The organism is Pseudomonas sp. MT92 (assembly GCF_058792515.1).
Window position 1 is genome coordinate 1 of the sequence record NZ_JBXAFA010000029.1, and the last position, 24,536, is coordinate 24,536.

General features: G+C 60.2%; 19 protein-coding genes and 1 tRNA gene. 13 read left to right on the forward strand and 7 right to left on the reverse strand.

Annotated elements, in window-relative coordinates; translation table 11 throughout:
• Window positions 1-105: 105 nt before the first annotated feature.
• The 7 genes from AC1Q6D_RS31935 to AC1Q6D_RS31965 form a co-directional block, all read right to left on the reverse strand.
• Entirely contained in the window at window positions 106-1,935 is a 1,830-nt protein-coding gene (locus tag AC1Q6D_RS31935) for a tyrosine-type recombinase/integrase (RefSeq protein ID WP_103406606.1), read from the reverse strand.
• 225 nt (window positions 1,936-2,160) lie between these two features.
• A tRNA-Gly gene (locus tag AC1Q6D_RS31940) sits at window positions 2,161-2,236 on the reverse strand.
• A gap of 63 nt (window positions 2,237-2,299) precedes the next feature.
• Complete coding sequence (gene pgsA / locus AC1Q6D_RS31945; protein WP_103406607.1) at window positions 2,300-2,860, reverse strand: CDP-diacylglycerol--glycerol-3-phosphate 3-phosphatidyltransferase; 561 nt, start codon at window positions 2,858-2,860, stop codon at window positions 2,300-2,302.
• 32 nt (window positions 2,861-2,892) lie between these two features.
• Complete coding sequence (gene uvrC / locus AC1Q6D_RS31950; RefSeq protein ID WP_103406621.1) at window positions 2,893-4,716, reverse strand: excinuclease ABC subunit UvrC; 1,824 nt, start codon at window positions 4,714-4,716, stop codon at window positions 2,893-2,895.
• Between the two features lies 1 nt (window position 4,717).
• Window positions 4,718-5,359 carry a response regulator transcription factor GacA gene (gene gacA / locus AC1Q6D_RS31955; protein ID WP_047529704.1) on the reverse strand — a complete coding sequence of 214 codons (642 nt, stop codon included), beginning with the start codon at window positions 5,357-5,359 and terminating at the stop codon, window positions 4,718-4,720.
• Window positions 5,360-5,485: 126 nt separating this feature from the next.
• On the reverse strand, window positions 5,486-5,929 hold the full coding sequence (locus tag AC1Q6D_RS31960) for a GNAT family N-acetyltransferase (RefSeq protein ID WP_103406608.1): 444 nt from the start codon (window positions 5,927-5,929) through the stop codon (window positions 5,486-5,488).
• Complete coding sequence (locus tag AC1Q6D_RS31965; protein WP_103406609.1) at window positions 5,929-6,687, reverse strand: carbon-nitrogen hydrolase family protein; 759 nt, start codon at window positions 6,685-6,687, stop codon at window positions 5,929-5,931. Before AC1Q6D_RS31965 ends, AC1Q6D_RS31960 begins: the two co-directional genes overlap by 1 nt.
• A gap of 159 nt (window positions 6,688-6,846) precedes the next feature.
• Between AC1Q6D_RS31965 and AC1Q6D_RS31970 the strand changes: the two genes are divergently transcribed.
• The 13 genes from AC1Q6D_RS31970 (at window position 6,847) to AC1Q6D_RS32030 (ending at window position 24,510) form a co-directional block, all read left to right on the forward strand.
• Window positions 6,847-6,975: a hypothetical protein gene (locus AC1Q6D_RS31970; RefSeq protein ID WP_492618495.1), complete on the forward strand. Its 129-nt coding sequence runs from the start codon at window positions 6,847-6,849 to the stop codon at window positions 6,973-6,975.
• Between the two features lie 337 nt (window positions 6,976-7,312).
• Window positions 7,313-8,401, forward strand: a complete 1,089-nt coding sequence (locus tag AC1Q6D_RS31975; protein ID WP_103406610.1) for a 3-deoxy-7-phosphoheptulonate synthase — start codon at window positions 7,313-7,315, stop codon at window positions 8,399-8,401.
• Between the two features lie 288 nt (window positions 8,402-8,689).
• On the forward strand, window positions 8,690-9,571 hold the full coding sequence (locus tag AC1Q6D_RS31980; protein ID WP_103406622.1) for an esterase/lipase family protein: 882 nt from the start codon (window positions 8,690-8,692) through the stop codon (window positions 9,569-9,571).
• 106 nt (window positions 9,572-9,677) lie between these two features.
• A complete protein-coding gene (locus AC1Q6D_RS31985) occupies window positions 9,678-9,959 on the forward strand; it encodes a peptidylprolyl isomerase (protein ID WP_047529711.1) in 282 nt (93 codons plus the stop codon).
• Between the two features lie 134 nt (window positions 9,960-10,093).
• Window positions 10,094-11,962, forward strand: a complete 1,869-nt coding sequence (locus AC1Q6D_RS31990) for an extracellular solute-binding protein (protein WP_103406611.1) — start codon at window positions 10,094-10,096, stop codon at window positions 11,960-11,962.
• Window positions 11,962-13,023, forward strand: a complete 1,062-nt coding sequence (locus tag AC1Q6D_RS31995) for a microcin C ABC transporter permease YejB (protein WP_103406612.1) — start codon at window positions 11,962-11,964, stop codon at window positions 13,021-13,023. The genes AC1Q6D_RS31990 and AC1Q6D_RS31995 overlap by 1 nt, the downstream gene beginning before the upstream one ends.
• Window positions 13,023-14,045 carry an ABC transporter permease gene (locus AC1Q6D_RS32000; protein WP_047529717.1) on the forward strand — a complete coding sequence of 341 codons (1,023 nt, stop codon included), beginning with the start codon at window positions 13,023-13,025 and terminating at the stop codon, window positions 14,043-14,045. The genes AC1Q6D_RS31995 and AC1Q6D_RS32000 overlap by 1 nt, the downstream gene beginning before the upstream one ends.
• A gap of 13 nt (window positions 14,046-14,058) precedes the next feature.
• Window positions 14,059-15,636, forward strand: a complete 1,578-nt coding sequence (locus tag AC1Q6D_RS32005) for an ABC transporter ATP-binding protein (protein ID WP_103406613.1) — start codon at window positions 14,059-14,061, stop codon at window positions 15,634-15,636.
• A 135-nt stretch (window positions 15,637-15,771) separates the two neighbouring features.
• Entirely contained in the window at window positions 15,772-17,187 is a 1,416-nt protein-coding gene (locus AC1Q6D_RS32010) for a sigma-54 interaction domain-containing protein (RefSeq protein ID WP_103406614.1), read from the forward strand.
• 287 nt (window positions 17,188-17,474) lie between these two features.
• Entirely contained in the window at window positions 17,475-18,866 is a 1,392-nt protein-coding gene (locus tag AC1Q6D_RS32015; protein WP_090462260.1) for a GntP family permease, read from the forward strand.
• Window positions 18,867-18,873: 7 nt separating this feature from the next.
• The gene (locus AC1Q6D_RS32020) at window positions 18,874-19,647 is read left to right on the forward strand and encodes a 3-hydroxybutyrate dehydrogenase (protein ID WP_103406615.1); all 774 of its coding nucleotides are present in this window, start codon (window positions 18,874-18,876) and stop codon (window positions 19,645-19,647) included.
• 82 nt (window positions 19,648-19,729) lie between these two features.
• Window positions 19,730-21,685, forward strand: a complete 1,956-nt coding sequence (locus AC1Q6D_RS32025; protein ID WP_103406616.1) for an acetoacetate--CoA ligase — start codon at window positions 19,730-19,732, stop codon at window positions 21,683-21,685.
• 287 nt (window positions 21,686-21,972) lie between these two features.
• The gene (locus tag AC1Q6D_RS32030) at window positions 21,973-24,510 is read left to right on the forward strand and encodes a PAS domain-containing hybrid sensor histidine kinase/response regulator (protein ID WP_103406623.1); all 2,538 of its coding nucleotides are present in this window, start codon (window positions 21,973-21,975) and stop codon (window positions 24,508-24,510) included.
• Window positions 24,511-24,536: the final 26 nt, after the last annotated feature.

Sequence of the window (24,536 nt, forward strand, 5' to 3'; positions counted from 1 at the left end):
TTGACCGCTCGGATACGGTCTTCGTATGAGTACATGAACTACCTCCAGGTAGTCCAAGATTTCCGCCGCATCCCCACTGGGTCAGTTTTCGGTCAGCGGCAACATCTATGCTCGTTGAGGAGAGGAGTTCTCGCTACTCTTCAAGGTAAAACACGCAGCCATGACAGCCTCATGGAAATTCGCTGACGTAACGGCCTCGATCGGCGTGCGGTCTTCCAGCATTCGGTGAGGATTCAGTAATGCTCGGTAGATCTCCCAGGAATCAGCGTCCTGCAAATGCTTCAGAACAGCCTGCACCAGCCTATGTTTCAGGGGATCCAGGTGCCAATCTGGAACGCGCTGCCCCTGGTTACCCAGTCTCAGCGCAAGCACTTTTCTGGCCTGAATCTCGTAACTGATCCACCGGCGTGATTTACCGGCCATCTCAGCGAACACCGCAGCCGGCAGGTTATGCGGGGCATTGAACATCTCCAGCATTTCCATCCGCTCACGCTGAATATCCGAAAACTCAGGCATTGGTCCCGAAACAGCCGATATGCGCTGAACAGCCGCTGGCAGGGCTGGCATCGTGCTCCCTGGCTTCGTCACCAGCAGGATGGGCGCAGGCGTCATGGCTGGAATCACTTCATCGATTTCACCTGTCAACTGCGGAACACCTTCTAGATGAACCGTGAGGTGCATGCTTGCCGCTTCGATGTGGTACTGCTCAAAAAGATCCAACCGATCAGCCCAATCCTGCATCATCCTGCGGCGCTGCTCCACGTACTCAGCATGGTTGTACGCCGAACTCACTTTGTCAGGATCAGAGTGCGAGAGTTGCGCATCGATCCAAACCTTCGGGTAGCCAATTTCGTTGAGACCGGTGGAAATGGTTCCCCTGATGCCATGACCTGTCAGTTGATCCTTGTACCCGATCCGTTTTAACGCGGCATTAAGCGTGTTTTCGCTGATGCGCTTTTTCAAGTCACTGTAGTGGGAAAATAGGTACCGCTGGGCCGGCTTCACTTGATCAAGCAGGTGGCGAACGACCTCCATGGCCTGCACAGAAAGAGGCACAATGTAGGGCGGGATATCACCGGGACGCTTGCCCTCTTTGCGCAGTTCAAGCTGCAGCTGTTTCACCACTTCAGGGGGGATGATCCAGAGGGCCTTATCGAGATGGAACTGATCCGCCGTCGCCAGCCGCAGCTCCCCCGTACGCACCCCCGTCAAAAATAGCAACCGAAGGCCAAGCTGGGTCTGCAGCTTACCGGGATATTTACGTAGTATTTGGAGCATGGCCGGGAGCTCAGGCATGCGCAGGAATGGATTGTGACGAACAGGTGGCTGAGGCAGCGCGACAACGTCCAGATCAAACGCTGGGTTCAGCGGTAAACCAGGGACGATGATCAGTGCGTAACGGAACATCTGCCGGAACCAGGTACGGACCTTTTCGGCGGTAGTGAGTGCCTTTCTGCGTTCTATCCTTGCCACGACTTCCAACAGATCGGGGCGCTGGACCTCATAGATTGACTGCTTCCCAAGAGTAGGAAGAACGTCTTTGGCAAAGATGCGCTGGATCTGTGAGAGCGTGCTCTGCCGTCCTTCCTTGAGTACGAGGCTACGGTGCTCGACCCACTTCTCAAACACGGCCTTGAACGTGTTCTCGTCCGCAAGGCGGACGGACTGCCGCGTCTGCTTACGGTGTGCTCGGGGGTTGATGCCCTTGGCCAAAAGAGCTCGGGCTTCGTCGCGCAGGGTACGCGCTTCCCGGAGACTGACCTCAGGGTAAGTGCCCAGCGACATGCGTTTCTGCTTACCGGCCCAGTAGTAGCGATAGTGCCACGATTTACCGCCTTCGGGTGCGACTGCCAGGGATAGCCCATCAAGGTCGCCGAGGGTATAGGCCTTTCCGGTCGCTTTCGCTTGCCGGACAGCCAGATCTGAGAGTGCCATGCTCTAGCTCCTGAACTATTGGTCAGGACCAGATACTTGTCGCGTACACCTCGCTCCTCCAGCAACAATCCGGAAACCGCGACACCCGTATTGATGGACTTAAAAGTGGACTTAAAAATCGCGGCTGTCAGTGGTTTCCAGTGGACTCGCTGGAACGAAAAAAGGACCCGAAGGTCCTGATTTCAAAGACTTACAGAACCCCATGGAACTCTGTAGATCGTAATTTGGAGCGGGAAACGAGACTCGAACTCGCGACCCCGACCTTGGCAAGGTCGTGCTCTACCAACTGAGCTATTCCCGCGTCTTGGTGTGGCGCATTCTATAGAAATCAGAAGCCCCGTCAACCCCTTGATTCAAAAAAGTTTTATTTTTTTTCCACGTCGGTCTTCAGATGCGGCCAGGCAGCCCGCAAGTACTGGACCATGGACCACAATGTCAGACCGGCAGACACCATCAGCAAGGCATACCCCATCAGGACCCAGAAGCTGAAATCCGACGGATTGGCCAGCAGGATCACCAGCGCCAGCATTTGCGCGGCGGTTTTCCATTTGCCCAGGTTGGACACCGCGACGTGCGCGCGGGCACCGAGTTCGGCCATCCACTCCCGCAGGGCAGATACAACGATTTCTCGACCGATGATGACGGCAGCCGGCAACGTGAGCCAGAGGTTGCCGTGTTCCTGCACCAACAGCACCAGGGCAACGGCAACCATCAACTTGTCGGCAACGGGATCGAGAAAAGCACCGAACGGGGTACTTTGCTCAAGACGGCGGGCCAGATACCCGTCCAGCCAGTCCGTGGCAGCGGCAAATGCGAAGACAGAGGCTGACGCCACGTAGCTCCATTGGTAAGGCAGGTAGAACAGTACAATAAAGATCGGGATGAGCAGGACGCGTAGAACGGTAATCAGATTAGGGATATTCATCGGCACAACTGGCTACGAGGTGAGGTGGCATTCTACTCGCTGTGCAGATTTGCATAAATCAACTCTGCGAGCTTTTTACTGATCCCGGGGGCTTTGGCGATCTCGTCGATGCTGGCACGAGACAGCTCCTGCAATCCACCAAAATGTTTCAACAAATCGCGGCGACGTGTCGGTCCAACGCCGGCAACGCCCTCCAGTGTAGACGTACGTCGGGTTTTGCCACGACGGGCGCGATGCCCGGTAATAGCAAAGCGGTGAGCTTCGTCGCGAATCTGCTGGATCAAATGCAGTGCGGGGGAGTCACCGCGCAACGTGAACTCGTGAGCGGCGTCATTGAGGTACAGGGTTTCGAAACCGGCTTTACGCGTTGCCCCCTTGGCCACACCGAGCAGGATCAGATCCGGTACCGCCAGCTCATTCAGCACATCTCGCGCCATGGACAACTGCCCCTTGCCGCCATCCACCAGCAGAATGTCCGGCAGTTTGCCCTCCCCGTCCTTCAGCTTGCTGAAGCGCCGGGTCAGCGCCTGGTGCATCGCCGCGTAGTCATCACCCGCCGTAACGCCTTCGATGTTGTAGCGGCGGTAGTCGGACTTGATCGGGCCTTCAGGGCCGAATACCACGCAAGAGGCGACGGTTGCCTCGCCGCTGGAGTGGCTGATGTCATAGCATTCAAGGCGCTGGGGCGGCTCGTCCAGTTTCAGCACCTGCGCCAGGGCTTCAAAGCGCTCGGCAACGTGTTGGCGGTTGGCCAGACGCGCGCCCAGTGCCTGTTCGGCATTGGTCACAGCCAATTGTTGCCAGCGTGCTCGCGTGCCACGCACCCGGTGGCTGATGGTCAATTCGCGACCACGCAGCTCGTCAATGGCCGCAATAAGTGTCGGGAAGTCTTCGTGAACCACGTTGACGATCAACTCGCTCGGCAAGTCGCGCTCAGGACTGCTGATGAAATACTGACCGAGAAACGCCGCCATGACCTCGGAAACGTCCTCTTCGATACCGACCTGCGGAAAGAAGTTCTTGCTTCCCAGTACTCGCCCACCACGAACGCTGATCAAGTGAACGCAGGCACCGCCCGGATTGACGAACGCCGCGATGACATCAACATCGCCCGTCCCGCCTTCCATGCTCTGCTGATCCTGAACCCGACGCAGCAGCGAGATCTGGTCGCGCAACTCCGCGGCGCGCTCGAACTCAAGATTGATCGCTGCCTCTTCCATTGCAGCGGACAACTCGTCGCTCAGTGCATTGCTGCGACCTTCGAGGAACATCACCGAGTGTCGCACGTCTTCAGCGTACACCTCAGGCTCCACCAGGCCGACACAAGGCGCCTTGCAGCGCTTGATCTGGTATTGCAGGCAAGGGCGCGTACGGTTCTTGTAGTAGCTGTCTTCACACTGCCGGACGAAAAAGGTCTTTTGCAACAGGCTCAGGCTTTCTCGAATCGCGCCGGCACTGGGGTACGGTCCGAAATATTTGCCCTTGGCCTTTTTCGCGCCGCGATGAATGCTCAAGCGCGGGAACTGGCCATCCGAGAGGAAAACATAAGGGTAGGATTTGTCGTCACGCAGCAGGATGTTGTAGGGCGGACGCCACTCCTTGATCAGCGTCTGCTCAAGCAACAGGGCTTCGGTTTCGTTGGCCGTAATGGTCGTTTCGACTTGAGCGATTCGCGCCACCAACGCAGCGGTCTTGGGCGCCAGGCCGCTTTTTCTGAAGTAGCTCGACAGGCGATTCTTGAGGTTCTTGGCCTTGCCGACATAGAGCAGGCGCGCATCGCTGTCGAACATGCGATACACACCGGGACGCCCGCTGACGGTCGACAGAAAGGCGCCTGGATCAAAATTATCAGTCATTTCAGAGGCTGGCATCGACCATGCCGTGACGTACCGCCAATAGCGTCAACTCGACATCACTGCTGATCGAAAGCTTTTCGAAAATGCGGTAACGGTACGTGTTCACGGTCTTCGGCGACAGGCACAACTTGTCGGAGATGATTTGGACTTTCTGGCAGCCGACGATCATCAGCGCGATCTGTATCTCCCGCTCCGACAAGGCATCGAAGGGAGAATCGTTGGTCGGCTGGAAGGATTTGATCGCCAATTGCTGGGCAATCTGAGGACTGATATAGCGCTGCCCGGCGAACACCAGGCGGATGGCCTGGACCATTTCCGGCAGCCCGGCGCCCTTGGTCAGGTACCCGGCAGCACCGGCCTGCAACAGCCGTGTAGGGAACGGATCGTCCTCACACACGGTCACGGCTACGACTTTGATGTCCGGATGACTGCGCAATAATTTGCGCGTGGCCTCAAGGCCGCCGATACCGGGCATTTTGACATCCATCAATACCACATCAGGTTTCAGCTCACGCGCCTTGAGCAGGGATTCCTCACCCGATTCAGCCTGGCCAACCACTTGCAGGCCATCGATGTCAGCCAGCATTCGAGTAATGCCTGTACGAACGAGATCATGGTCATCGACTACTAGAACCCTAATCAAGCAGACACCTCGCGATATGGTCTTATTGGGTTGCCGACACCTTAGCAAAAAGCAACTGGCAGACCTAGCGGCAAGCGCCATATAAAAAGTTTCAATACATCTTGAAAGGCTTGTGGCCAGCGTGTTTCAGCGATGCGAACCCTCGACATCGCGCTGCATTCTCAGGAAACACTCGTCCGCGCCCACCACCTGTAGGCCCTTTCTTTCATACAAGGCTCGCGCCGGATTATTTTCAAACACGGTCAAACGCAATGCCGGGCGTCGTTCCTGGCGAACCATGGCCAATACCTGATCGATCACCCAGGAACCGGCCCCCTGCCCTCGGCATGCTTCGACGATGTGCAGTTCGCGGATGTAAAGGGCCCGGGGATCCCGACTCAGACTGACATACCCCACTCGACTGTCATCACGCATGATGATCCGGTTTTCACGCCCCATCCAGGCGGCGTCGAACGCCTCGTCCAGCCATAACAGGTCGTATCGAATGTAATAGCGCAGCATGTTCCTGCGGGTCAGTTCGCGCGCGAAATCGAGATCACCCTCCGTCGCCGCGCACCATTCGAAGCCCATCAAACCTCCCTGACCGGCACGATTTGTCCGTTCCATCCGTCAGTATCGCGTCGAGCAACGACCATCAAGTCACCGACACCCGGTGCAGCTGCAATCAAGGAGCCGCCCGCCGACCAGATTGCGCTGCGCCCCGCCGACTCCCAACCTCCCGTGGCCCCACCATGGTTCGCCATCAGCACGACCATCGAATGGGTTTGCGCATAACCTTTCAACAACGCCGTATCCGGGCCATAGCCCTTTTCGGTGATCAACACTCCGGCCGCGTACACGTCAGCCCCTTGCTGCGCAGCCGCAGCGGCATGGGAGGCATGGGTAAAGTCTGCACACACCGCCAGGGCGACAGTATCGGCACCGACAAGCAGCGTCTTGCCGCCATATCCGGGTGCAAATGCAACCTCTTCTCCCGCGTGCAAATGCTGTTTGCTGTAGACCCCGAGTGAGCCGTCAGCGCCCAGTACAAGCGCTCCGATCAATACGGGAGCAGCGTCCGACAGACGGATCGGCATCCCGACCACCGTCGTCACCCCGACTTCCTGCGCAAAATCACGCAGCGGTTGCAGCACGGCAGCCTCCGGCGCGAGCGCCAACTGTGCGGCGAGTCCGCGCTCGTAACCGGTCAACGACAACTCAGGGAACACCAGCAATTGCACGCCATGCTCGGCTGCCATCTGCATGAAGCGTTGATGCCGGGCGATATTGCCGGCAAGGTCGCCGGCAATGGAAGACGATTGGGCGGCGGCGATGATCAGAGGCGGCATGTTCCGTCCTTGTGACTTGATGTATTCGGAAACGCAGAGTGTGTCACAACCTCCAAGGCGCTCAACTGATTGAGAATGCCCTGAATCATCAATAGCAATTTCTGATTGAATCCTTGTACCTGGCTCTAGTAAGCTCGGACCATCCATCGGAGATACACCATGATCAACGCCCTCTCACCGCTTCGTACCGCCAGCGCCCTGCGCTCGGTTGCGGCTGCCCGGGTGAGCGACGTCTGTACTCCGGTCAGCTTTTATTTTGGGTATTGGTTTAGCCACTGGCGCGCCTGATACCCACCCGGCGCCCACTTTAAACGGGTCGCCACCAGAGAATTCTCAACCCCCGGTCGGCCTCCCGACCGGGGGTTTTGTTTTTTCAGCACCTGACATTTTCTGCGACACACCAGACATCTTGAGGATCAACGCAATGAACTACGCCACTTATTACCGTTACGACAGTTTTACCGCCTGGCGATTTACCACCCTCCGCTCGGGACAGCCTGCCGCCTCCGATCGGTCACCCACAGGTGGCAAGCACATACACGTAGCCAATCCGGCCAATTGTCGAACACCCCAGTAGGGCCGAGTGCGCGGGAACGAACCCGCCGCCTGCCCAGGAAGCCTGAACATGAACTCGTCCGTCTCTGCTCTGCCACTGTCCACCCTCAGTCCTGCCAACGAAGCGCTGACCCTGCGTCTGCCAAGCTCGTTGCAACTCAAGCAGCAATTGCCACTGACCAACGCCCTGAACCAGCAAGTCGCTGCTCATCGCCAGGCGGTTCGGGCGATCCTCAACGGTGAAGACTCCCGTCTGCTAGTCATCGTGGGCCCGTGCTCGATCCACGATCCTAAGTCCGCGCTCGAATACGCCGGCAACCTGGCCCAACTCGCCGCCGAAGTCAGCGACGAAATGCTCTTGGTCATGCGCGCCTACGTCGAGAAACCTCGCACCACCGTCGGCTGGAAAGGCCTGGCCTATGATCCGCACCTGGACGGCAGCGACGACATGGCAGGCGGCCTGACCCTGTCCCGTGAACTGATGCGTGAAATGCTCCTATTGGGGTTGCCGGTTGCCACCGAGTTGCTGCAACCCATGGCTGCCGGTTACTTCGACGACCTGCTGAGTTGGGTCGCCATCGGCGCCCGGACCACCGAATCGCAGATCCATCGCGAAATGGCCAGCGGCCTGGGCATGCCGGTCGGTTTCAAGAACGGCACCGACGGCGGGGTCGGGGTCGCCAGTGACGCCATGCGCTCGGCCGCACATCCGCACCGTCATTTCGGCGTCGATAGCCAGGGACATCCGTCGATCATCCAGACCCCGGGCAATGCGGACACTCACCTGGTGTTGCGCGGCGGTCATGGCGGGCCGAACTACGACCGGGCCAGCGTCGCCAAAGTGCACGGCGATTTGACCAGACTGAAGATCCCGGCACGGATCATGGTCGACTGCAGCCACGCCAACAGCGGCAAAGATCCGCTGCGCCAACCGGCGGTGTTCAACGACGTGCTCGAACAGCGCCTGCAAGGCGATCGCTCGCTGATCGGCATGATGATCGAAAGTCACTTGTTCGAAGGCTGCCAGCCGCTGAGCCCGACGCTGAAATACGGCATGTCGATCACCGATGGCTGCCTGGGCTGGGCCGGCACGCAAGCGTTGCTGCGTCAGGCCGCAGAGCGTCTGCGCGTACAACGCAGCATTCCACAACCGGTATGACCCCGACTCACCGCCCCGTCTTCATCCGGAGACGGGGCGGCGGTTGGAACCCTTCGGATTTCGCGGAAAAATGGCCTACACGAAGTAGGCCATTTGTTGATTTACACTCAGCACACGCTAAAAAGCTGTCCGGACAGTCCGATCAAGACTTCATTCACATCCGAGTTCTCTCACTGTTTCTAGTCCGTTTTCATCGGGATACAGCGGCTTTTTCATACATCGCGCGGCCGGCGGAGTGCTTTAGAGTGAGGCACGACACACCTCCCTGAACGGCTGAAAGGTATGAACATGCAACGGAATGCAAACACTCAATATCCAATCCTGCTGGTCCACGGGCTTTTCGGTTTTGACCGTATCGGCACCTTCGAGCTCTTCCACGACATCAAACAGGCGCTGCGCAGTGCGGGTGCCCGGGTGTTCGTGCCACACCTGTCGGCGACCCACAGCAACGAAACCCGGGGCGAGCAGCTACTGGCTCAGATCGAACGGGTTCTGGAAGGGACCGGCGCGAATAAAGTCAACCTGATCGGTCATAGCCAGGGTGCACTCGCCGCCCGGTATGCGGGAGCGGTTGCTCCACAGTGCGTGGCTTCAGTAACGTCTGTCAGCGGGCCGAACCATGGCTCGGAACTGGCTGACTTCCTGCGCAAGGCGCTGACGCCCGGAGGTCTGCCGGAACACGTGGCGGAAACGGTCGCGACCCTGTTCGCAGACTTCCTCTCGTTACTCAGCGGTCATCGTCATCTGCCACAAAATGCCATCGCCGCGCTGAACGCCCTGAGCACCGAGGGCGTTAGCCTCTTCAACGACAAGTACCCTCAAGGGCTACCGAAAACCTGGGGTGGTAAAGGGCGGGAACTGGTCAACGGCGTTCGTTATTACTCCTGGAGCGGCATCCTGCAGGCCAGCATTCTGGACGAAGGGCTGGAGGCACTGGATCCGCTGCATGGCTTTTTGCGTGCATTTTCCCAATATTTCACCACTGAAGCGCAGCAGAACGATGGCATGGTCGGTCGATACAGTTCCCATCTGGGCACCGTCATCCGGTCCGACTATGCACTCGACCATCTCGGCACACTCCAGGCGCCAGCCGTTCAATTTGCCAAAAAAGTCGACCCGATCGACCTGTATGTGCGGCATGCCGAACGCCTGAAAAAAACCGGTCTCTGATAAGACTCGCACTGTTCAGGCCATATGGAACGGAACTTTGAGGAGAAATAGCCCACCGAATCCGGTAGGCTCAGCACTTTGCCGAATATTGAAAGGAGTATTTCCCATGGCTAAAGCCACTGCCCGCCACATCCTTGTTGCCAGCGAAGCCAAGTGCAACGAACTCAAGGCCCAGATCGAGGCTGGCGCAGATTTCGCCGAAATCGCAAAAGCCAACTCCACCTGCCCTTCCAGCCGCCAGGGCGGTGACCTGGGTTCGTTCGGTCCGGGCCAGATGGTCAAGGAATTCGACACCGTAGTGTTCAGCGCACCGATCAACGTGGTGCAAGGTCCGGTCAAGACCCAGTTCGGTTACCACCTGCTGGAAGTGACCAGCCGTCAGGACTGATCGACGCCTGTGTTTTGCGCGCAACGGCCCGCCTTTTGGTGGGCCGTTGCGTTTCAGATACGCAATAGGCTGGCGAGGGACGCGCCGCTAGCGTACAAATTGTCGTTAACGACCACCCGGCTCTAAGGCTGACAATGCGACTGGCTTTCCCGACTTTGTTATTCACTGCCGTGGCCCTGCTGTTAGGTGCCGCTGGTGTGAATGCCGCACCACAACACGCGTTGACCGTCTACGGCGAACCGGCCAAATACCCTGCCGGTTTCAGCCATTTCGCCTACACCAACCCGCAAGCCCCCAAAGGTGGCACCATGCGCCGTTCGGCGATCGAAATCGGGCACTTCGATCATGTATTGCCATATATCGACAAAGGCATTGGTGTCTCGCAGATTGACGGCCTGATCTACTCGCCGCTGGCCCAGCGCTCGCTGGACGAGCCCTATACCGTGTACGGCCTGGTGGCGCGGCAGATGGAACGCTCCGACGACGGCCTGTCACTGCGCTTCTACCTGAACCCCAAGGCGCGTTTCGCCGACGGCAAGCCGATCACCGCCGAAGATGTGCGCTACACCTTCGATCTATTAATGACCCAGGGCAGTCTGCGCTATCGCACTCAATTCGCTGACGTCAAAGGCGTCGAAGTCGAGGCGCCATTGACCATTCGCTTCGACTTCAAGACCAACGAAAACCGCACCCTGCCGCTGGACATCGCGACGCTGCCGGTGTTTCCCGAACACTGGTGGAAGACCCGCGACTTCGCCGGTGGCGGCGGTTACGAACCCCCACTGGGCAGCGGGCCCTACAAGGTCAGCAAGGTCGACTCCGGGCGCAGCATCACCTTCGAGCGCGATCCCGACTGGTGGGGCAAGGACCTGCCAGTCAGCCGCGGTCTCTACAACTTCGATCATTTCAGCATCGAGTACTTCGGCGATACCGACGTGGCACGCCAGGTGCTGCGCGGGGGTGCCTATGATTACAACCGCGAGTTTTCCGCCACCGGTTACTCCATCGGTTATGAAAGCCCGGCCCTGAGCGACGGTCGACTGCAAAAAGCGCATCTGGCGACCGAAGCGCCGCAACCGAGCCAGGGTTTTGTGTTCAACCTGCAAAAGCCCATGTTCCAGGATCGGCGCGTGCGTCAGGCACTGGCCATGCTCTGGGATTTCGAATGGAGCAACCGGCAGATGATGCGCAACATGTACATCCGCCAGCAAAGTTTCTTTTCCAACACCGACCTCGCTGCCCGGCAACTGCCGGATGCCGGCGAGCGAGCGATTCTTGAACCGCTTCGCGGACAAGTTCCCGACGAAGTATTCACCACTGTGTTCGAAGCGCCCAAAACCGATGGCAGTGGCGTGATCCGCGACAAGCAGTTGCAGGCCCTGGACCTGTTGGAACAGGCCGGCTGGAAACCGGATGGCGATCAGTTGGTCAACGCCGACGGAGATCCGCTGAGCTTCACTTTCCTGGTCAGCCAGAACGGCCTGGACCGATTGCTGCTGCCCTACAAGCGCACCCTGAAACAGATCGGCATCGACATGAACATCCGCCGCATCGATTCCTCGCAGTACGTCAATCGTCTGATGAGCCGCGACTACGACATGATCGTCACCGGCTACCCGGTCACCACGTCTCCGGGGGGCGAACTGCTCAACTATTTCGGTTCGGAGGCGGCCACTGACCCAGGCTCCAACAACTACATGGCCCTGAAGAATCCGGCCGTCGATACCCTGATCAAGGGACTGGTGCGCGCCAACACCCAGGCCGACATGTTGCGCTACGCCCACGCCCTGGACCGGGTGTTGCAGTGGAACTACTACTGGATTCCCAACTACTACCCGCCGGGCACCTCCACCGTGTGGTGGAATCGCTTTGGCATGCCCGATGTGCAAGCGAGCAATGACGAAGCCATCGAAAGCTGGTGGGAAATGAGCACCACGCCCTTGACCAACCAGGAAATGACCGCCGAGCGCATCCGCCGTGGCAGACCCGGAGGACCGCACTGATGTGGACTTACATTCTGCGGCGCCTGCTGCTGATCATTCCGACGCTGGTGATCATCCTCCTCGTCAACTTCGTGATCGTCCAGGCCGCACCGGGCGGGCCGGTGGAACAGGCCATCGCCCACTTGCAAGGCATCGGCGGGGTGAGTGTCGGCGGTGGCGCCAGCGAAGCCGTGAGCGGCAGCTCCCGGGCCAGCCGCGGCCTCGACCCGCAACTGATCAAGGACATCGAAAAACAGTACGGGTTCGACAAGCCGGCCCACGAACGCCTTTGGCTGATGCTCACCAGCTACGCGCGCCTGGACTTCGGCAAGAGCTTCTTCCGTGGCGCCACCGTCACCGACCTGATCCTGGAAAAAATGCCAGTGACCATTTCCCTTGGGCTTTGGGCGACGCTGATCACTTATCTGGTGTCGATCCCGCTGGGCATCCGCAAGGCCGTGCACCACGGCAGCCATTTCGATATCTGGAGCAGCACCGCGATCATCATCGGCTATGCGATGCCGGCGTTCCTGTTCGCGATGTTCCTGATCGTGGTGTTCGCCGGGGGTACGTCGCTGAACTGGTTCCCGGTGCGCGGGCTGGTCTCGGACAACTTCGAGTCACTGTCGACCCTGGGCAAGGTCGTCGACTACTTCTGGCACCTCGTGCTGCCGGTGACGGCGCTGGTGATCGGTGGGTTCGCGACCTTGACGATCCTGACCAAGAACTCGTTCCTCAATGAAATCACCCGCCAGTACGTGGTCACCGCCCGCGCCAAGGGCTTGAGCGAACGCCGCGTGCTGTATGGCCACGTGTTCCGCAATGCGATGCTGCTGGTGGTGTCGGGCATTCCCCAGGCATTTATCAGCGTGTTTTTTGCCGGTTCGCTGTTGATCGAGGTGATTTTCTCCCTCGACGGCCTGGGCCGCATGAGTTACGAAGCGGCGGTTTCGCGGGACTATCCGGTGGTGTTCGGATCGCTGTTCATCTTCACCTTGTTCGGCCTGCTGATAAAACTGGTGGGTGACCTGTGCTACACCCTGGTCGACCCGCGTATCGACTTCGCCGCGAGGAATGCCTGATGTTCAAGCTTTCGCCGTTGGGCCGTCGCCGCTTCGAACGCTTCAAGAAAAACCGCCGTGGCTGGTGGTCGCTGTGGCTGTTTGTCGGCCTGTTCATGCTGACCCTGGGCGGCGAACTGATCGCCAATGACAAGCCACTGATCGTCAGCTACCAGGGCTCGTTGTATTTCCCTGCCCTCAAGCGCTACACCGAGCAGGCGTTCGGCGGGCAACTGCCGTTCCAGGCCGACTACCGCAGCGACTACGTGCAAAACCTGATCAAGAAGGACGGTGGCTGGCTGCTGTTCCCGCCGATTCCGTTCAGTGACGACACGCCGAACTATGACCTGAACAAACCGTCCCCGAGCCCGCCTTCTAGCGTGAACTGGCTGGGCACCGACGACCAGGCGCGGGACGTGTTGGCAAGGGTGATTTTCGGCGCACGGGTGTCGATTCTGTTTGCCTTGATGCTGACCTTCGTCAGCGCGCTGATCGGCATCGCTGCCGGCGCCCTGCAAGGCTATTACGGCGGCTGGGTCGACCTCATCGGTCAGCGGTTGCTGGAGGTCTGGTCCGGGCTGCCGGTGCTGTATCTGCTGATCATTCTGTCGGGCTTCGTCGAACCGAATTTCTGGTGGCTGCTGGGGATCATGGCGCTGTTTTCCTGGCTGGCCCTGGTGGATGTGGTGCGCGCCGAGTTCCTGCGCGGACGCAACCTGGAATACGTCAAGGCTGCCCGGGCGCTGGGGCTGAGCGATCGCAAGGTGATCGTGCGGCATATCCTGCCCAACGCCATGAACGCAACGTTGAGCTACCTGCCGTTCATTCTGACCGGCGCCATTTCCACCCTCACGGCCCTGGATTTCCTCGGGTTCGGCATGCCCGCCGGCAGCGCATCCCTGGGCGAGCTGATCGCTCAGGGCAAACAGAACCTGCAAGCGCCCTGGCTGGGGCTGACGGCGTTTTTCACCCTGGCACTGATTCTTTCGTTACTGGTGTTCATTGGCGAAGCGCTGCGCGACGCCTTCGATCCCCGATCCTGATGCGGATATTGATATGACCAACCTGATCGAAATCCGTGACCTCAGCGTGGCCTTCAGTGGCGAGACCGTGGTGCGCAATCTGTGCCTGGACATCCGCCCCGGCGAATGCCTGGCACTGGTGGGCGAGTCCGGCTCTGGCAAATCGGTGACCGCCCACTCGATCCTGCAACTGCTGCCCGACGTCGGCACCGAAAGCCATGGCAGCATTCGCTATCGCGGCCGCGAACTGCTCGGCGCGCCGTCCAGCGTATTGCGCGAACTGCGCGGCAACCGGATCGCGATGATCTTTCAGGAGCCGATGACCTCGCTCAATCCGCTGCACAGCATCGAAAAGCAGATCGGCGAGACCTTGCTGGTGCACAAGGGCCTGGCGGGCAAGGTGGCGCAAGCGCGGATTCTGGAGTTGCTGCATCTGGTCGGCATCCAGAAACCCAAGGAGCGGCTCAAGGCTTATCCCCATCAGCTGTCCGGTGGCCAGCGCCAGCGGGTGATGATCGCCATGGCCCTGGCCTGCGAACCCGAATTGCTGATTGCCGACGAACCCACCACGGCCCTGGATGTGACCGTGCAGCGCAAGATCCTGCTGCTGCTCAAATCCCTGCAACAACGCCTGGGCATGTCGTTGCTGCTGATCAGTCACGACCTCAACCTGGTGCGCAGCATCGCCCAGCGGGTGTGCGTGATGAAGGCCGGCGAAATCGTCGAGCAGGCGCCCTGCGAAACGCTGTTCACCGAACCGAAGCACCCTTACAGCTGCGTCCTGCTCAATGCCGAACCCGAAGGCGAAGCCCTGCCCCGGGACGAACGGGAGAAAGTCCTGGAGGTGCAGGATCTGCGGGTGCAGTTTGCCGTCGGTGGCGGCCTGTTTCAGCGCAAGACTTACCTGAAGGCCGTGGATGGCATCAGCCTGAATGTGCAGCGGGGCAAGACCCTGGGTATCGTTGGCGAATCCGGCTCCGGCAAGTCCACCCTCGGCCAGGCCATCCTGCGCCTGCTTGATTCCGAGGGCAGTATTCGCTTCCAGGACCACGCGTTGAATGGCCTGACGCAGAAACAGCTACGGCCCTGGCGCAAAAAAATGCAGGTGGTGTTCCAGGACCCCTTCGGCAGTCTCAGCCCACGAATGTCCGTGGCACAGATCATCAGCGAAGGCCTGGAAGTCCATAGCCAGTTGAGCCCCGACGAGTGCGACGCCGAAGTGATACGGGCACTGCAAGAAGTCGGCCTCGACCCGCAGAGCCGCCACCGCTATCCCCATGAGTTTTCCGGTGGCCAACGCCAACGCATTGCCATCGCCCGGGCGCTGGTGCTGAAACCGGCGTTGATCCTGCTCGACGAACCGACCTCGGCCCTTGACCGCACCGTGCAAAAGCAAGTCGTGGCCCTGCTCCGCCAGCTTCAGGAAAAACATGGCCTGACTTATCTGTTCATCAGCCATGACCTGGCCGTGGTCCGTGCCCTGGCGCACGACATGATCGTGGTCAAGGACGGCAAGGTGGTCGAGAGCGGCGCCAGCCACGACGTCTTCGATTCGCCGCAGCACCCGTACACCAAGGAGCTGTTGGCCGCGGCGCATCCGGGGGCGTCATAATCCGGCGCATGCCGCTGAACCGCGTCGCGGCCATCGCGAGCAGGCTCGCTCCCACAGGAGAATGCATTTCAATGTGGGAGCGGGCTTGCCCGCGATAAGGCCGGCACAGGCAACACTTAATCAGGATCAACCCTCATGAACACCACCGAAAGCCTCAAGGACTACCAGCGCGTACGCCTGCTGGCGATCCGCTCATTGTTCGAGATCATCGAGCAGTCGAGCGAGGGCACGGTGATTGTCGACCGCGACGCCAATATCGTGTGGATGAACGAGCGCTACGCCAAGCGTTTCGGCCTGCAATCGGCGCAAAGCGCGATCGGCAAGGCCTGCGAAAGCGTGATTCCCGGCAGCCTGTTGCGCGAAGTGGTACGCACCGGGCGCCCGATTTTGCTCGACATGCAGGACACCCCCAAGGAACCGCTGGTGGTCATGCGCCTGCCGATTCACGACGATGCCGGCGAAGTGATCGGCGCCATCGGCTTTGCCCTGTTCGACGAATTGCGCAGCCTGTCGCCGATGCTCAAACGCTACATGAGCATGCAGGAAGAACTGGCATCGACCCGCTCACTGTTGCGGGCGCGGCAGACCAAATACAACTTCGCCCATTTCATCGGCACCAGCGCCGCCAGCCTGGAAGTCAAACGCCGTGCTCGCCGCAGTGCCAGTACCGATTCGCCAGTGTTGCTGCTGGGTGAAACCGGCACCGGCAAGGAACTGCTGGCCCAGGCGATCCACAATGCTTCGCCGCGCGCGCTCAAGGCGTTCGTCAGCATCAACAGCGCAGCGATCCCCGAATCGCTGCTGGAAGCCGAATTCTTCGGCACCGCTCCCGGCGCCTTTACCGGTGCCGACCGCAAGGCCCGCGCCGGCAAATTGCAGATCGCCCAGGGCGGGACGCTGTTTCTCGACGAGATCGGTGACATGCCCCTGCCGCTGCAAAGCAAATTGCTGCGGGTGTTGCAGGAAAAGGAATTTGAACCCGTAGGATCCAACGACGTGATCCAGAGCGATGTGCGCGTCATCGCCGCGACGTCAACGGATCTGGAAGCCGCGATCAAACGCGGCGAATTTCGCGCCGACTTGTACTACCGCCTCAACGTCCTGCCCATTCAGGTTCCGCCGCTGCGCGACCGCCTCGACGACCTGCCCGCCCTCAGCGAAGCGATCCTTGAAGAGCTGCGCAGCCAGCACGAACTCAACGGCGAGGCACTGGGGCTGCTGGGGCAGCATGCCTGGCCGGGGAATATTCGCGAACTGCGCAACGTGCTGGAACGGGCGGCGTTGCTCAGTGATGACCTGCGGCTCACGGTGGCGGATATCCGCGCGGCCATCGGGACCTTTACACCCGTGGAGCGCATGGCACCGCTGCCCGTCGAACCGCTGGAGCACGAGACCTTCAGTGCTGCCCGGGCACGCTTCGATCGGCAATTGATTGAAACCACCCTGGCGCAATGCGGGGGCAAGGTGGTTGAAGCGGCGGCGCGGCTGGGGCTGGGTCGGTCGACGCTGTACAAGAAGATGCTGGCGCTGGGAATTGCAGAGTCTCCATAAAGAGACATTGTTCTCCATTGATAGACAGACCATCGCGAGCAAGCTCGCTCCCACAGGTTTACTGGATCGATTGCAAAAAACGCAATCAACTGTAGGAGCGAGCCTGCTCGCGATGAGGCTGGCCCAGCAAAAAAAGTCTCAATATAGAGACAAAAGCCTGGACTCACCCCAAGAAAATCTAAATATCCCCTTATATTTCAGTCACTTAACCATCTGGCACACAATTCGCTATAGCGCTCTCCTACAAAAGATCCACCCTACAAAAATAACAACCCAGGAGACACACCATGAGTGTGATCATTGCCTTGGCAGCCCTCGCGCTGTTGATGCTGGCTGCTTACCGTGGCTACAGCGTTATCCTTTTTGCCCCGATCGCCGCCCTCGGCGCCGTTCTGCTCACCGACCCCTCTGCTGTTGCGCCTGCGTTTACCGGCGTGTTCATGGAGAAAATGGTCGGCTTCATCAAACTGTATTTCCCGGTGTTCCTGCTCGGTGCCGTGTTCGGCAAGCTGATCGAGCTGTCGGGTTTCTCGCGCTCGATCGTCGCCGCCGCCATTCGCTTGCTCGGCACCCGCCAGGCGATGCTGGTGATCGTGCTGGTGTGCGCCCTGCTGACTTACGGCGGCGTGTCGCTGTTTGTGGTGGTGTTCGCGGTGTACCCGTTTGCCGCTGAAATGTTCCGCCAGAGCAACATCCCCAAGCGCCTGATTCCGGCGACGATTGCCCTCGGCGCGTTCTCCTTCACGATGGACGCCTTGCCCGGCACTCCACAGATCCAGAACATCATTCCCAGCACCTTCTTCAACACCACGGCCTGGGCCGCGCCATGGCTGGGCGTGATCGGCACGATCTTCGTGTTCTGCGCCGGCATGCTGTTCCTGCAGCGCCAGCGCAACAAGGCCCAACGAGCCGGTGAAGGTTATGGCACCGAACTGCGCAACGAGCCGGAAACCGCCGCCGACATCAAACTGCCCAACCCGTGGATCGCCCTGTCGCCGCTGCTGGCCGTGGGCATCATGAACCTGCTGTTCACCCAGTGGATTCCACAGTGGTACGGCAAGACCCACAGCCTCGCGCTGCCGGGCATGGCCGCGCCTGTGACCACCGACATCGCCAAACTCACGGCGATCTGGGCGGTACAGGCGGCGCTGCTGGTGGGCATCATCATGGTGCTCGCGTTCGGGTTCCAGGCGATTCGCAGCAAACTCGCCGAAGGCAGCAAAAGCGCGGTCAGCGGTGCGTTGCTGGCGGCGATGAACACCGCGTCGGAATACGGCTTCGGTGCGGTCATCGCGTCCCTGCCCGGCTTCCTGGTCCTGGCCGACTGGCTCAAGAGCATTCCCAACCCGTTGGTCAACGAAGCGATCACCGTGACCCTGCTGGCCGGCATCACCGGTTCGGCTTCGGGTGGCATGAGCATCGCGTTGGCGGCCATGTCCGAACAATTCATCGCCGCGGCCCATGCGGCCAATATCCCGCTGGAAGTGCTGCACCGTGTAGCCGCGATGGCCAGTGGCGGCATGGACACCCTGCCGCACAACGGTGCGGTGATCACCCTGCTCGCGGTCACCGGCCTGACCCACCGCGAGGCTTACAAAGACATTTTCTGTATTACGCTGATCAAGACCCTGGCGGTTTTCGTGGTGATCGGCACTTTCTACGCCACTGGCATTGTGTGAGGTATTCATGACGACTCTTTCGGGCAAGACCGCACTGGTTACCGGCTCCACCAGCGGCATTGGCCTGGGCATTGCCCTCAGCCTGGCCAAGGCTGGGGCCAACCTGATCCTCAACGGCTTCGGCGATGCCTCCACGGTGATTGCCGAAGTGGCGCAGTACGGTGGCAAGGTCGGTCATCACCCGGCCGATGTCAGCGACCCGGCACAGATCGCCGAGATGATCGCCTATGCCGAGCGCGAGTTCGGTGGCATCGACATTCTGGTCAACAACGCCGGCATCCAGTACGTAGCGCCGGTGGAGGAGTTCCCGGTGGAGCGCTGGGATTCGATCATCGCGATTAACCTGTCGTCGGTGTTCCACAGCACTCGCCTGAGCCTGCCGGGCATGCGCGCCAAGGGCTGGGGTCGGGTGATCAACATTGCTTCGGTGCATGGCCTGGTCGGCTCGGTGGGCAAGGCGGCTTATGTCGCGGCCAAGCACGGAGTGATCGGTTTGACCAAAGTGGTCGCGCTGGAAACCGCAACCACCCAAATCACCTGCAACGCCATTTGCCCCGGCTGGGTGCTGACACCGCTGGTGCAGAAGCAGATCGATGACCGCGCCGCTACCGGGATCGACCCGCAACAGGCGCAGCATGACCTGTTGGCCGAGAAGCAACCGTCGCTGGAATTCGTGACACCGCCGCAACTGGGGGAACTGGTGCTGTTCCTGTGCAGCGAAGCTGGCAGCCAGGTGCGCGGCGCGGCGTGGAACATTGATGGTGGATGGTTGGCACAGTAAGCACCGCTAAACCCTTGTGGCGAGAGGACTTGCCCCTCGCCACAAATGCCCGCTTGAACTTATGAATAAGAAGAGGCAAGCCATGTCCGACATCCTCTGGCAACCCAGCGCCGAACGCATCGGCAAGACCCGCATGGAGGCCTTTCGGCGCTTCATCAATCAGCGACACCACCTCCACATCGATGACTACCCTGCCCTGCACCAATGGTCCATCGATCAACGCGTGGATTTCTGGCAGGCCATCGTCGACTTCTTCGATATCCGCTTCCATCAGCAACCCGACGCGGTGCTGATGGAAGGCCCGCAAATGCCCAGCGCCCAGTGGTTCCCCGGCGCCACCCTGAACTTCGCCGAGCACCTGTTGCGCCGCCGCGACGATGCCGTGGCCGTGGTGGCCGTGGGCGAAAACGGACAGCGTGAACACTTGACCTGGGGCGAACTGGCCGAGCATGTCGCCGGTTGTCAAAACAGCCTGATCGCCGCCGGTGTCGGCCTCGGCGACCGGGTGGCCGCGTGCATGCCCAATACCTGGCAAACATTGGTGGCGATGCTCGCCACCACCAGCCTGGGGGCGATCTGGTCCTGTTCTTCGCCGGACTTCGGCACCCAAGGCGTGATCGACCGTTTCGGCCAGATCGAGCCGAAAGTGCTGCTCACCTGCGCTGGCTATCGCTATGCCGGCAAGGAAATCGACCAGACCGTCAAGGTCAACGAAATCCTCGAACGCCTGCCAACGCTGCAACAGTTGATCGTAGTGCCCTACGCGCGGCCGCAGGCCCGCATCGAAGACTTCCGCACAGCGGCCAATGTGACGCTGTGGGACGACTTCTACGACCCCGGCGGCGAGCCGGATTTCGTCCCCGTGCCCTTCGCCCATCCGCTCTACATCCTCTATTCCAGCGGCACCACCGGCGTGCCCAAATGCATCATCCACAGCACCGGGGGCGTGTTGCTGCAACACGTGAAAGAGCACGGCTTGCACAGCGATCTCGGCCCCGGCGAACGCCTGTTCTACTACACCACCTGCGGCTGGATGATGTGGAACTGGCTAGTCTCGGCGCTGGCGGTGGGCAGTGCCGTGGTGCTGTACGACGGCTCACCGTTTCATCCCGCTCCCGAACGCTTGATCGACCTGATCGACGACGAGCGCATCAGCGTGTTCGGCACCAGCCCCAAGTACCTCGCCACCCTGGAAGCCAACGGCGTCAAACCCCGGCAAAGCCATGACTTGAACAGCCTGAAAACCCTGCTGTGCACCGGCTCCGCGCTTTCACCGCAGAGTTACGACTACGTCTATCGCGACCTCAAGGCAGACGTGTGCCTGGCCTCGATGTCGGGCGGCACCGATATCGTCTCCTGCTTTGTCAACGGCAACCCGTTGCAACCGGTGCGTCGCGGTGAAATGCAAGGCAAGAGCCTGGGCATGGCGGTTGAAGTGTGGAACGAGGACGGCCGACCGGTCATTGGCGAAAAAGGCGAGCTGGTGTGTACGCGGCACTTCCCGGCGATGCCCATCGGCTTGTGGAGCGACCCCGACGGCGAAAAGCTGCGGGCGTCGTATTTCAGCCAGTTCCCTGGGGTCTGGGCCCAGGGTGACTACGCTGAACAACTGCCCCACGGCGCGATGATGATCCATGGCCGCTCCGACGCGGTGCTCAACCCCGGCGGCGTGCGTATTGGCACGGCGGAAATCTACCGCCAGGTGGAAAAAGTCCCGTCAGTGCTCGACTGCGTGGCCATCGGACAGCAATGGCTGGATGACGTGCGGGTGGTGCTGTTCGTACGGCTGCGTGAAGGCGTTGAACTGGATGAAACACTGCAACAACAGATTCGCCAGACCATTCGCGCCAACACCACGCCGCGCCACGTGCCGGCAAAGATCGTCGCGGTCACGGACATCCCCCGGACCATCAGCGGCAAAATCGTCGAATTGGCAGTGCGCAATGTCGTGCATGGGCAAAAAGTGAAGAATACCGATGCGCTGGCCAATCCCGAGGCACTGGAGCAATTTCGCGACCGCCCGGAGCTTCGGGATTAAAGTATTCCACTGCAGGAGCGAGCCTGATCGCGATAACGGTACGTCAATGTTGACGGTGCCACCCTCATCGCGGGCAAGCCCGCTCCCACAGGGTTTGCTTGTCAGATGCTAAATTCGCGTACAGATTGGCCAGTTGTCTTAATACGCGTTGATGCCCATAGCAAAAAAACCCTGCGAAGCATTCAATGAATAAAATGGCCCGGACCACCGAAATGCCGGGTCATCCAGCGTTTGCCGCTCAGCCAGTGAATAGACGCAGTCATACCGATTTGATGCAGGACACCCAGATGAACGCCTCACCGACCGGCAGCGATGCCCAGGCCTTGATAGCCAGACTGGACTGGGAAAGCAGCCCGCTGGGTTCGGCCAGTACCTGGCCGCAGAGCCTGCGAACCGCCGTGGACATTGTGATTCATTCACCGATGCCGATGCTGTTGCTCTGGGGCGAGCAGCTGACGCAGATCTACAACGACGGCTTCGCCCTGCTCGCCGGCAGCAAGCACCCGCACGCTTTCGGACAGCCGACACACCTTGTCTGGCCAGAGTTAAAGGACTTTACCGATCCGATTTACCAAGCCGTCCTGCAAGGGCAAGTGCGGACCTACAGCGAACAACGCTTCACCCTGCAGCGCGACGGCAAGGATTCCGACTTCTGGCTCGACCTGACCTATAGCCCCATTCGCGACGAAAGCGCCGAGGTGGCCGGGATTCTGGTCACCGCCATCGAAACCAATGAACGCCGTCGAATCGCCCTCGAACTGGAACAGCGTTCCGCCGCCAGCCTCAAGGCTCAACAAGATACCGAGGAACGCCTGCAACTGGCCCTCGCCGCCACCGACACGGTCGGCACCTGGGACTGGGACATCAGCGAGGACCGCTTCCTGGCTGATGCCTATTTCGCCCAATTGCATGGCATCGACCCGGCCATGGCCAGCCAGTTACCGATCACCGAGTACCTTCACGGCGTGCACCCGGAAGACCGCGCCCTGATCGCCCGCAGCATCAAGCATTGCATCGCCCATGGCACCGAGTACGCCGAGGAATACCGCTTGCTGCAACCCGATGGCGAGTTACGCTGGGTGTTTGCCCGCGGTCGTTGCTACAAGGACCACCATGGTCGGCCAATCCGCTTCCTGGGCGCCGCCCTGGACATCACCGAGCGCAAAAACACCGAGCAGGCCCTGCGCCAGAGCCAGACCGAGCTGCAACTGATCATCAACGCCATGCCGATCCTGATCAGCTATGTCGACCGCGAGGAGCGTTTTCGCCTGAACAACGCCGCGTATCTGGACTGGTACGGCCTGACACCCCAGGAGCTCTACGGCCGGACCGTTCGAGAGGTGTTGGGCGACGAGGCCTACGCCTTGCGCGCCGGGTACATCGCCGAAGCCCTGTCCGGCAGGCCCTGCTGTTTCAGCATCAAGACGCCGCACCGTGACGGCAGCATCCGTCACGCACTGATGAACTATTTGCCGCGCCACGGTGCAGACGGCGCGGTGAACGGTTTCTACATCTTCGTGATCGACGAAACCGAGCGTAAACAGACCGAAGAAGCGCTGCGCAACCTCAATGAAACCCTCGAAGAACGGGTTAGCGCCCGAACCCGGCAACTGGCCGAAGCCAACGAAAAGCTGCTGAACGAGATGTTCGAACGCGAGCGCGCCGAAGAAGCCCTGCGCCATGCACAGAAAATGGAAGCGGTAGGCCAGCTCACCGGCGGCATTGCCCATGACTTCAACAACATGCTCACGGGGATTATCGGCAGCCTCGACCTGATGCAACGCTACATCGCCGACGGCCGCGCCGCCGAAATTGCCCGTTTCACCGAGGCAGCGGTGTCCTCGGCCAACCGCGCCGCCGCCCTGACCCATCGTCTGCTGGCGTTCTCCAGGCGTCAGTCGCTGGATCGCAAACCGCTGAACCCCAACGACCTGATTCACTCCCTCGAAGACCTGTTCCGCCGCACCAAGGGCGACCATATCGCGCTCAAACTGCGCCTGGCCAAGGACGTCTGGATGGTCAGCACTGACGTCAGCCAACTGGAAAACGCCCTGCTCAATCTGGTGATCAACGCCCGGGACGCCATGCCCGATGGTGGCGAGTTGTGCATTGAAACCGCCAACGTCTACCTCGACGGCAGCGACATCACCACCCTGGAACCGGTCAAGGCCGGGGATTACCTGATGATCGCCGTCAGCGACAACGGCACGGGCATGACACCGAAGATCCTGGCCAAGGCCTTCGATCCGTTCTTCACCACCAAACCCATCGGCCAGGGCACCGGCCTGGGTCTGTCGATGATTTATGGTTTCGCCCAGCAGTCCGGTGGCCATGTGACCCTGTTCAGCATGCCTGGCCAGGGCACCAACGTGCGCTTGTACCTGCCGCGCCTGCACGGCGTTGAACCGCAAGACGTGTTATCGCCGGTCATCAGCGAGGCGCCCTCGGCCATTGCCGGTGAAACCGTGGTCCTGGTGGAAGACGACCCGGCCGTACGCATGCTGGTGTTCGACCTGCTCAAGGAGCTGGGTTATCACGCCTACGAAGCCGAAGACGCGAAGAGCGCCCTGCCCCTGCTCGAATCCGGACTGCGGGTCGACTTGCTGGTGACGGATGTCGGGTTGCCCGGCATGAATGGCCGGCAACTGGCGGAAATTGCCCGTCAGCACCGGCCTGAGCTCAAAGTGCTGTTCATGACCGGTTACGCGGAAAAAGCCGCCGAGCGTCAGGGTTTTCTTGAGGAAGGCATGGACATGGTGGCCAAACCGTTTTCCATTGATCTGTTGGCCAACAAGATTCGCACGATGATCGGCCAACCGCAGTGAGTTAGGGCATAATCGCGCGCCCCGCA

What these genes read in the sequence shown, in the direction of transcription:
- AC1Q6D_RS31985 (WP_047529711.1), top strand. Translation starts at nt 9,678, where the DNA reads ATGGCTAAAGCCACTGCCCGCCACATCCTTGTTGCCAGCGAAGCCAAG.
- AC1Q6D_RS31970 (WP_492618495.1), top strand. Translation starts at nt 6,847, where the DNA reads ATGATCAACGCCCTCTCACCGCTTCGTACCGCCAGCGCCCTGCGCTCG.
- AC1Q6D_RS32025 (WP_103406616.1), top strand. Translation starts at nt 19,730, where the DNA reads ATGTCCGACATCCTCTGGCAACCCAGCGCCGAACGCATCGGCAAGACC.
- AC1Q6D_RS31935 (WP_103406606.1), bottom strand. Translation starts at nt 1,935, where the DNA reads ATGGCACTCTCAGATCTGGCTGTCCGGCAAGCGAAAGCGACCGGAAAG.
- AC1Q6D_RS31995 (WP_103406612.1), top strand. Translation starts at nt 11,962, where the DNA reads ATGTGGACTTACATTCTGCGGCGCCTGCTGCTGATCATTCCGACGCTG.
- AC1Q6D_RS32010 (WP_103406614.1), top strand. Translation starts at nt 15,772, where the DNA reads ATGAACACCACCGAAAGCCTCAAGGACTACCAGCGCGTACGCCTGCTG.
- AC1Q6D_RS32030 (WP_103406623.1), top strand. Translation starts at nt 21,973, where the DNA reads ATGAACGCCTCACCGACCGGCAGCGATGCCCAGGCCTTGATAGCCAGA.
- AC1Q6D_RS31965 (WP_103406609.1), bottom strand. Translation starts at nt 6,687, where the DNA reads ATGCCGCCTCTGATCATCGCCGCCGCCCAATCGTCTTCCATTGCCGGC.
- AC1Q6D_RS31960 (WP_103406608.1), bottom strand. Translation starts at nt 5,929, where the DNA reads ATGGGCTTCGAATGGTGCGCGGCGACGGAGGGTGATCTCGATTTCGCG.
- pgsA (WP_103406607.1), bottom strand. Translation starts at nt 2,860, where the DNA reads ATGAATATCCCTAATCTGATTACCGTTCTACGCGTCCTGCTCATCCCG.
- AC1Q6D_RS31990 (WP_103406611.1), top strand. Translation starts at nt 10,094, where the DNA reads ATGCGACTGGCTTTCCCGACTTTGTTATTCACTGCCGTGGCCCTGCTG.
- AC1Q6D_RS32015 (WP_090462260.1), top strand. Translation starts at nt 17,475, where the DNA reads ATGAGTGTGATCATTGCCTTGGCAGCCCTCGCGCTGTTGATGCTGGCT.
- uvrC (WP_103406621.1), bottom strand. Translation starts at nt 4,716, where the DNA reads ATGACTGATAATTTTGATCCAGGCGCCTTTCTGTCGACCGTCAGCGGG.
- AC1Q6D_RS31975 (WP_103406610.1), top strand. Translation starts at nt 7,313, where the DNA reads ATGAACTCGTCCGTCTCTGCTCTGCCACTGTCCACCCTCAGTCCTGCC.
- AC1Q6D_RS31980 (WP_103406622.1), top strand. Translation starts at nt 8,690, where the DNA reads ATGCAACGGAATGCAAACACTCAATATCCAATCCTGCTGGTCCACGGG.
- AC1Q6D_RS32005 (WP_103406613.1), top strand. Translation starts at nt 14,059, where the DNA reads ATGACCAACCTGATCGAAATCCGTGACCTCAGCGTGGCCTTCAGTGGC.
- AC1Q6D_RS32000 (WP_047529717.1), top strand. Translation starts at nt 13,023, where the DNA reads ATGTTCAAGCTTTCGCCGTTGGGCCGTCGCCGCTTCGAACGCTTCAAG.
- AC1Q6D_RS32020 (WP_103406615.1), top strand. Translation starts at nt 18,874, where the DNA reads ATGACGACTCTTTCGGGCAAGACCGCACTGGTTACCGGCTCCACCAGC.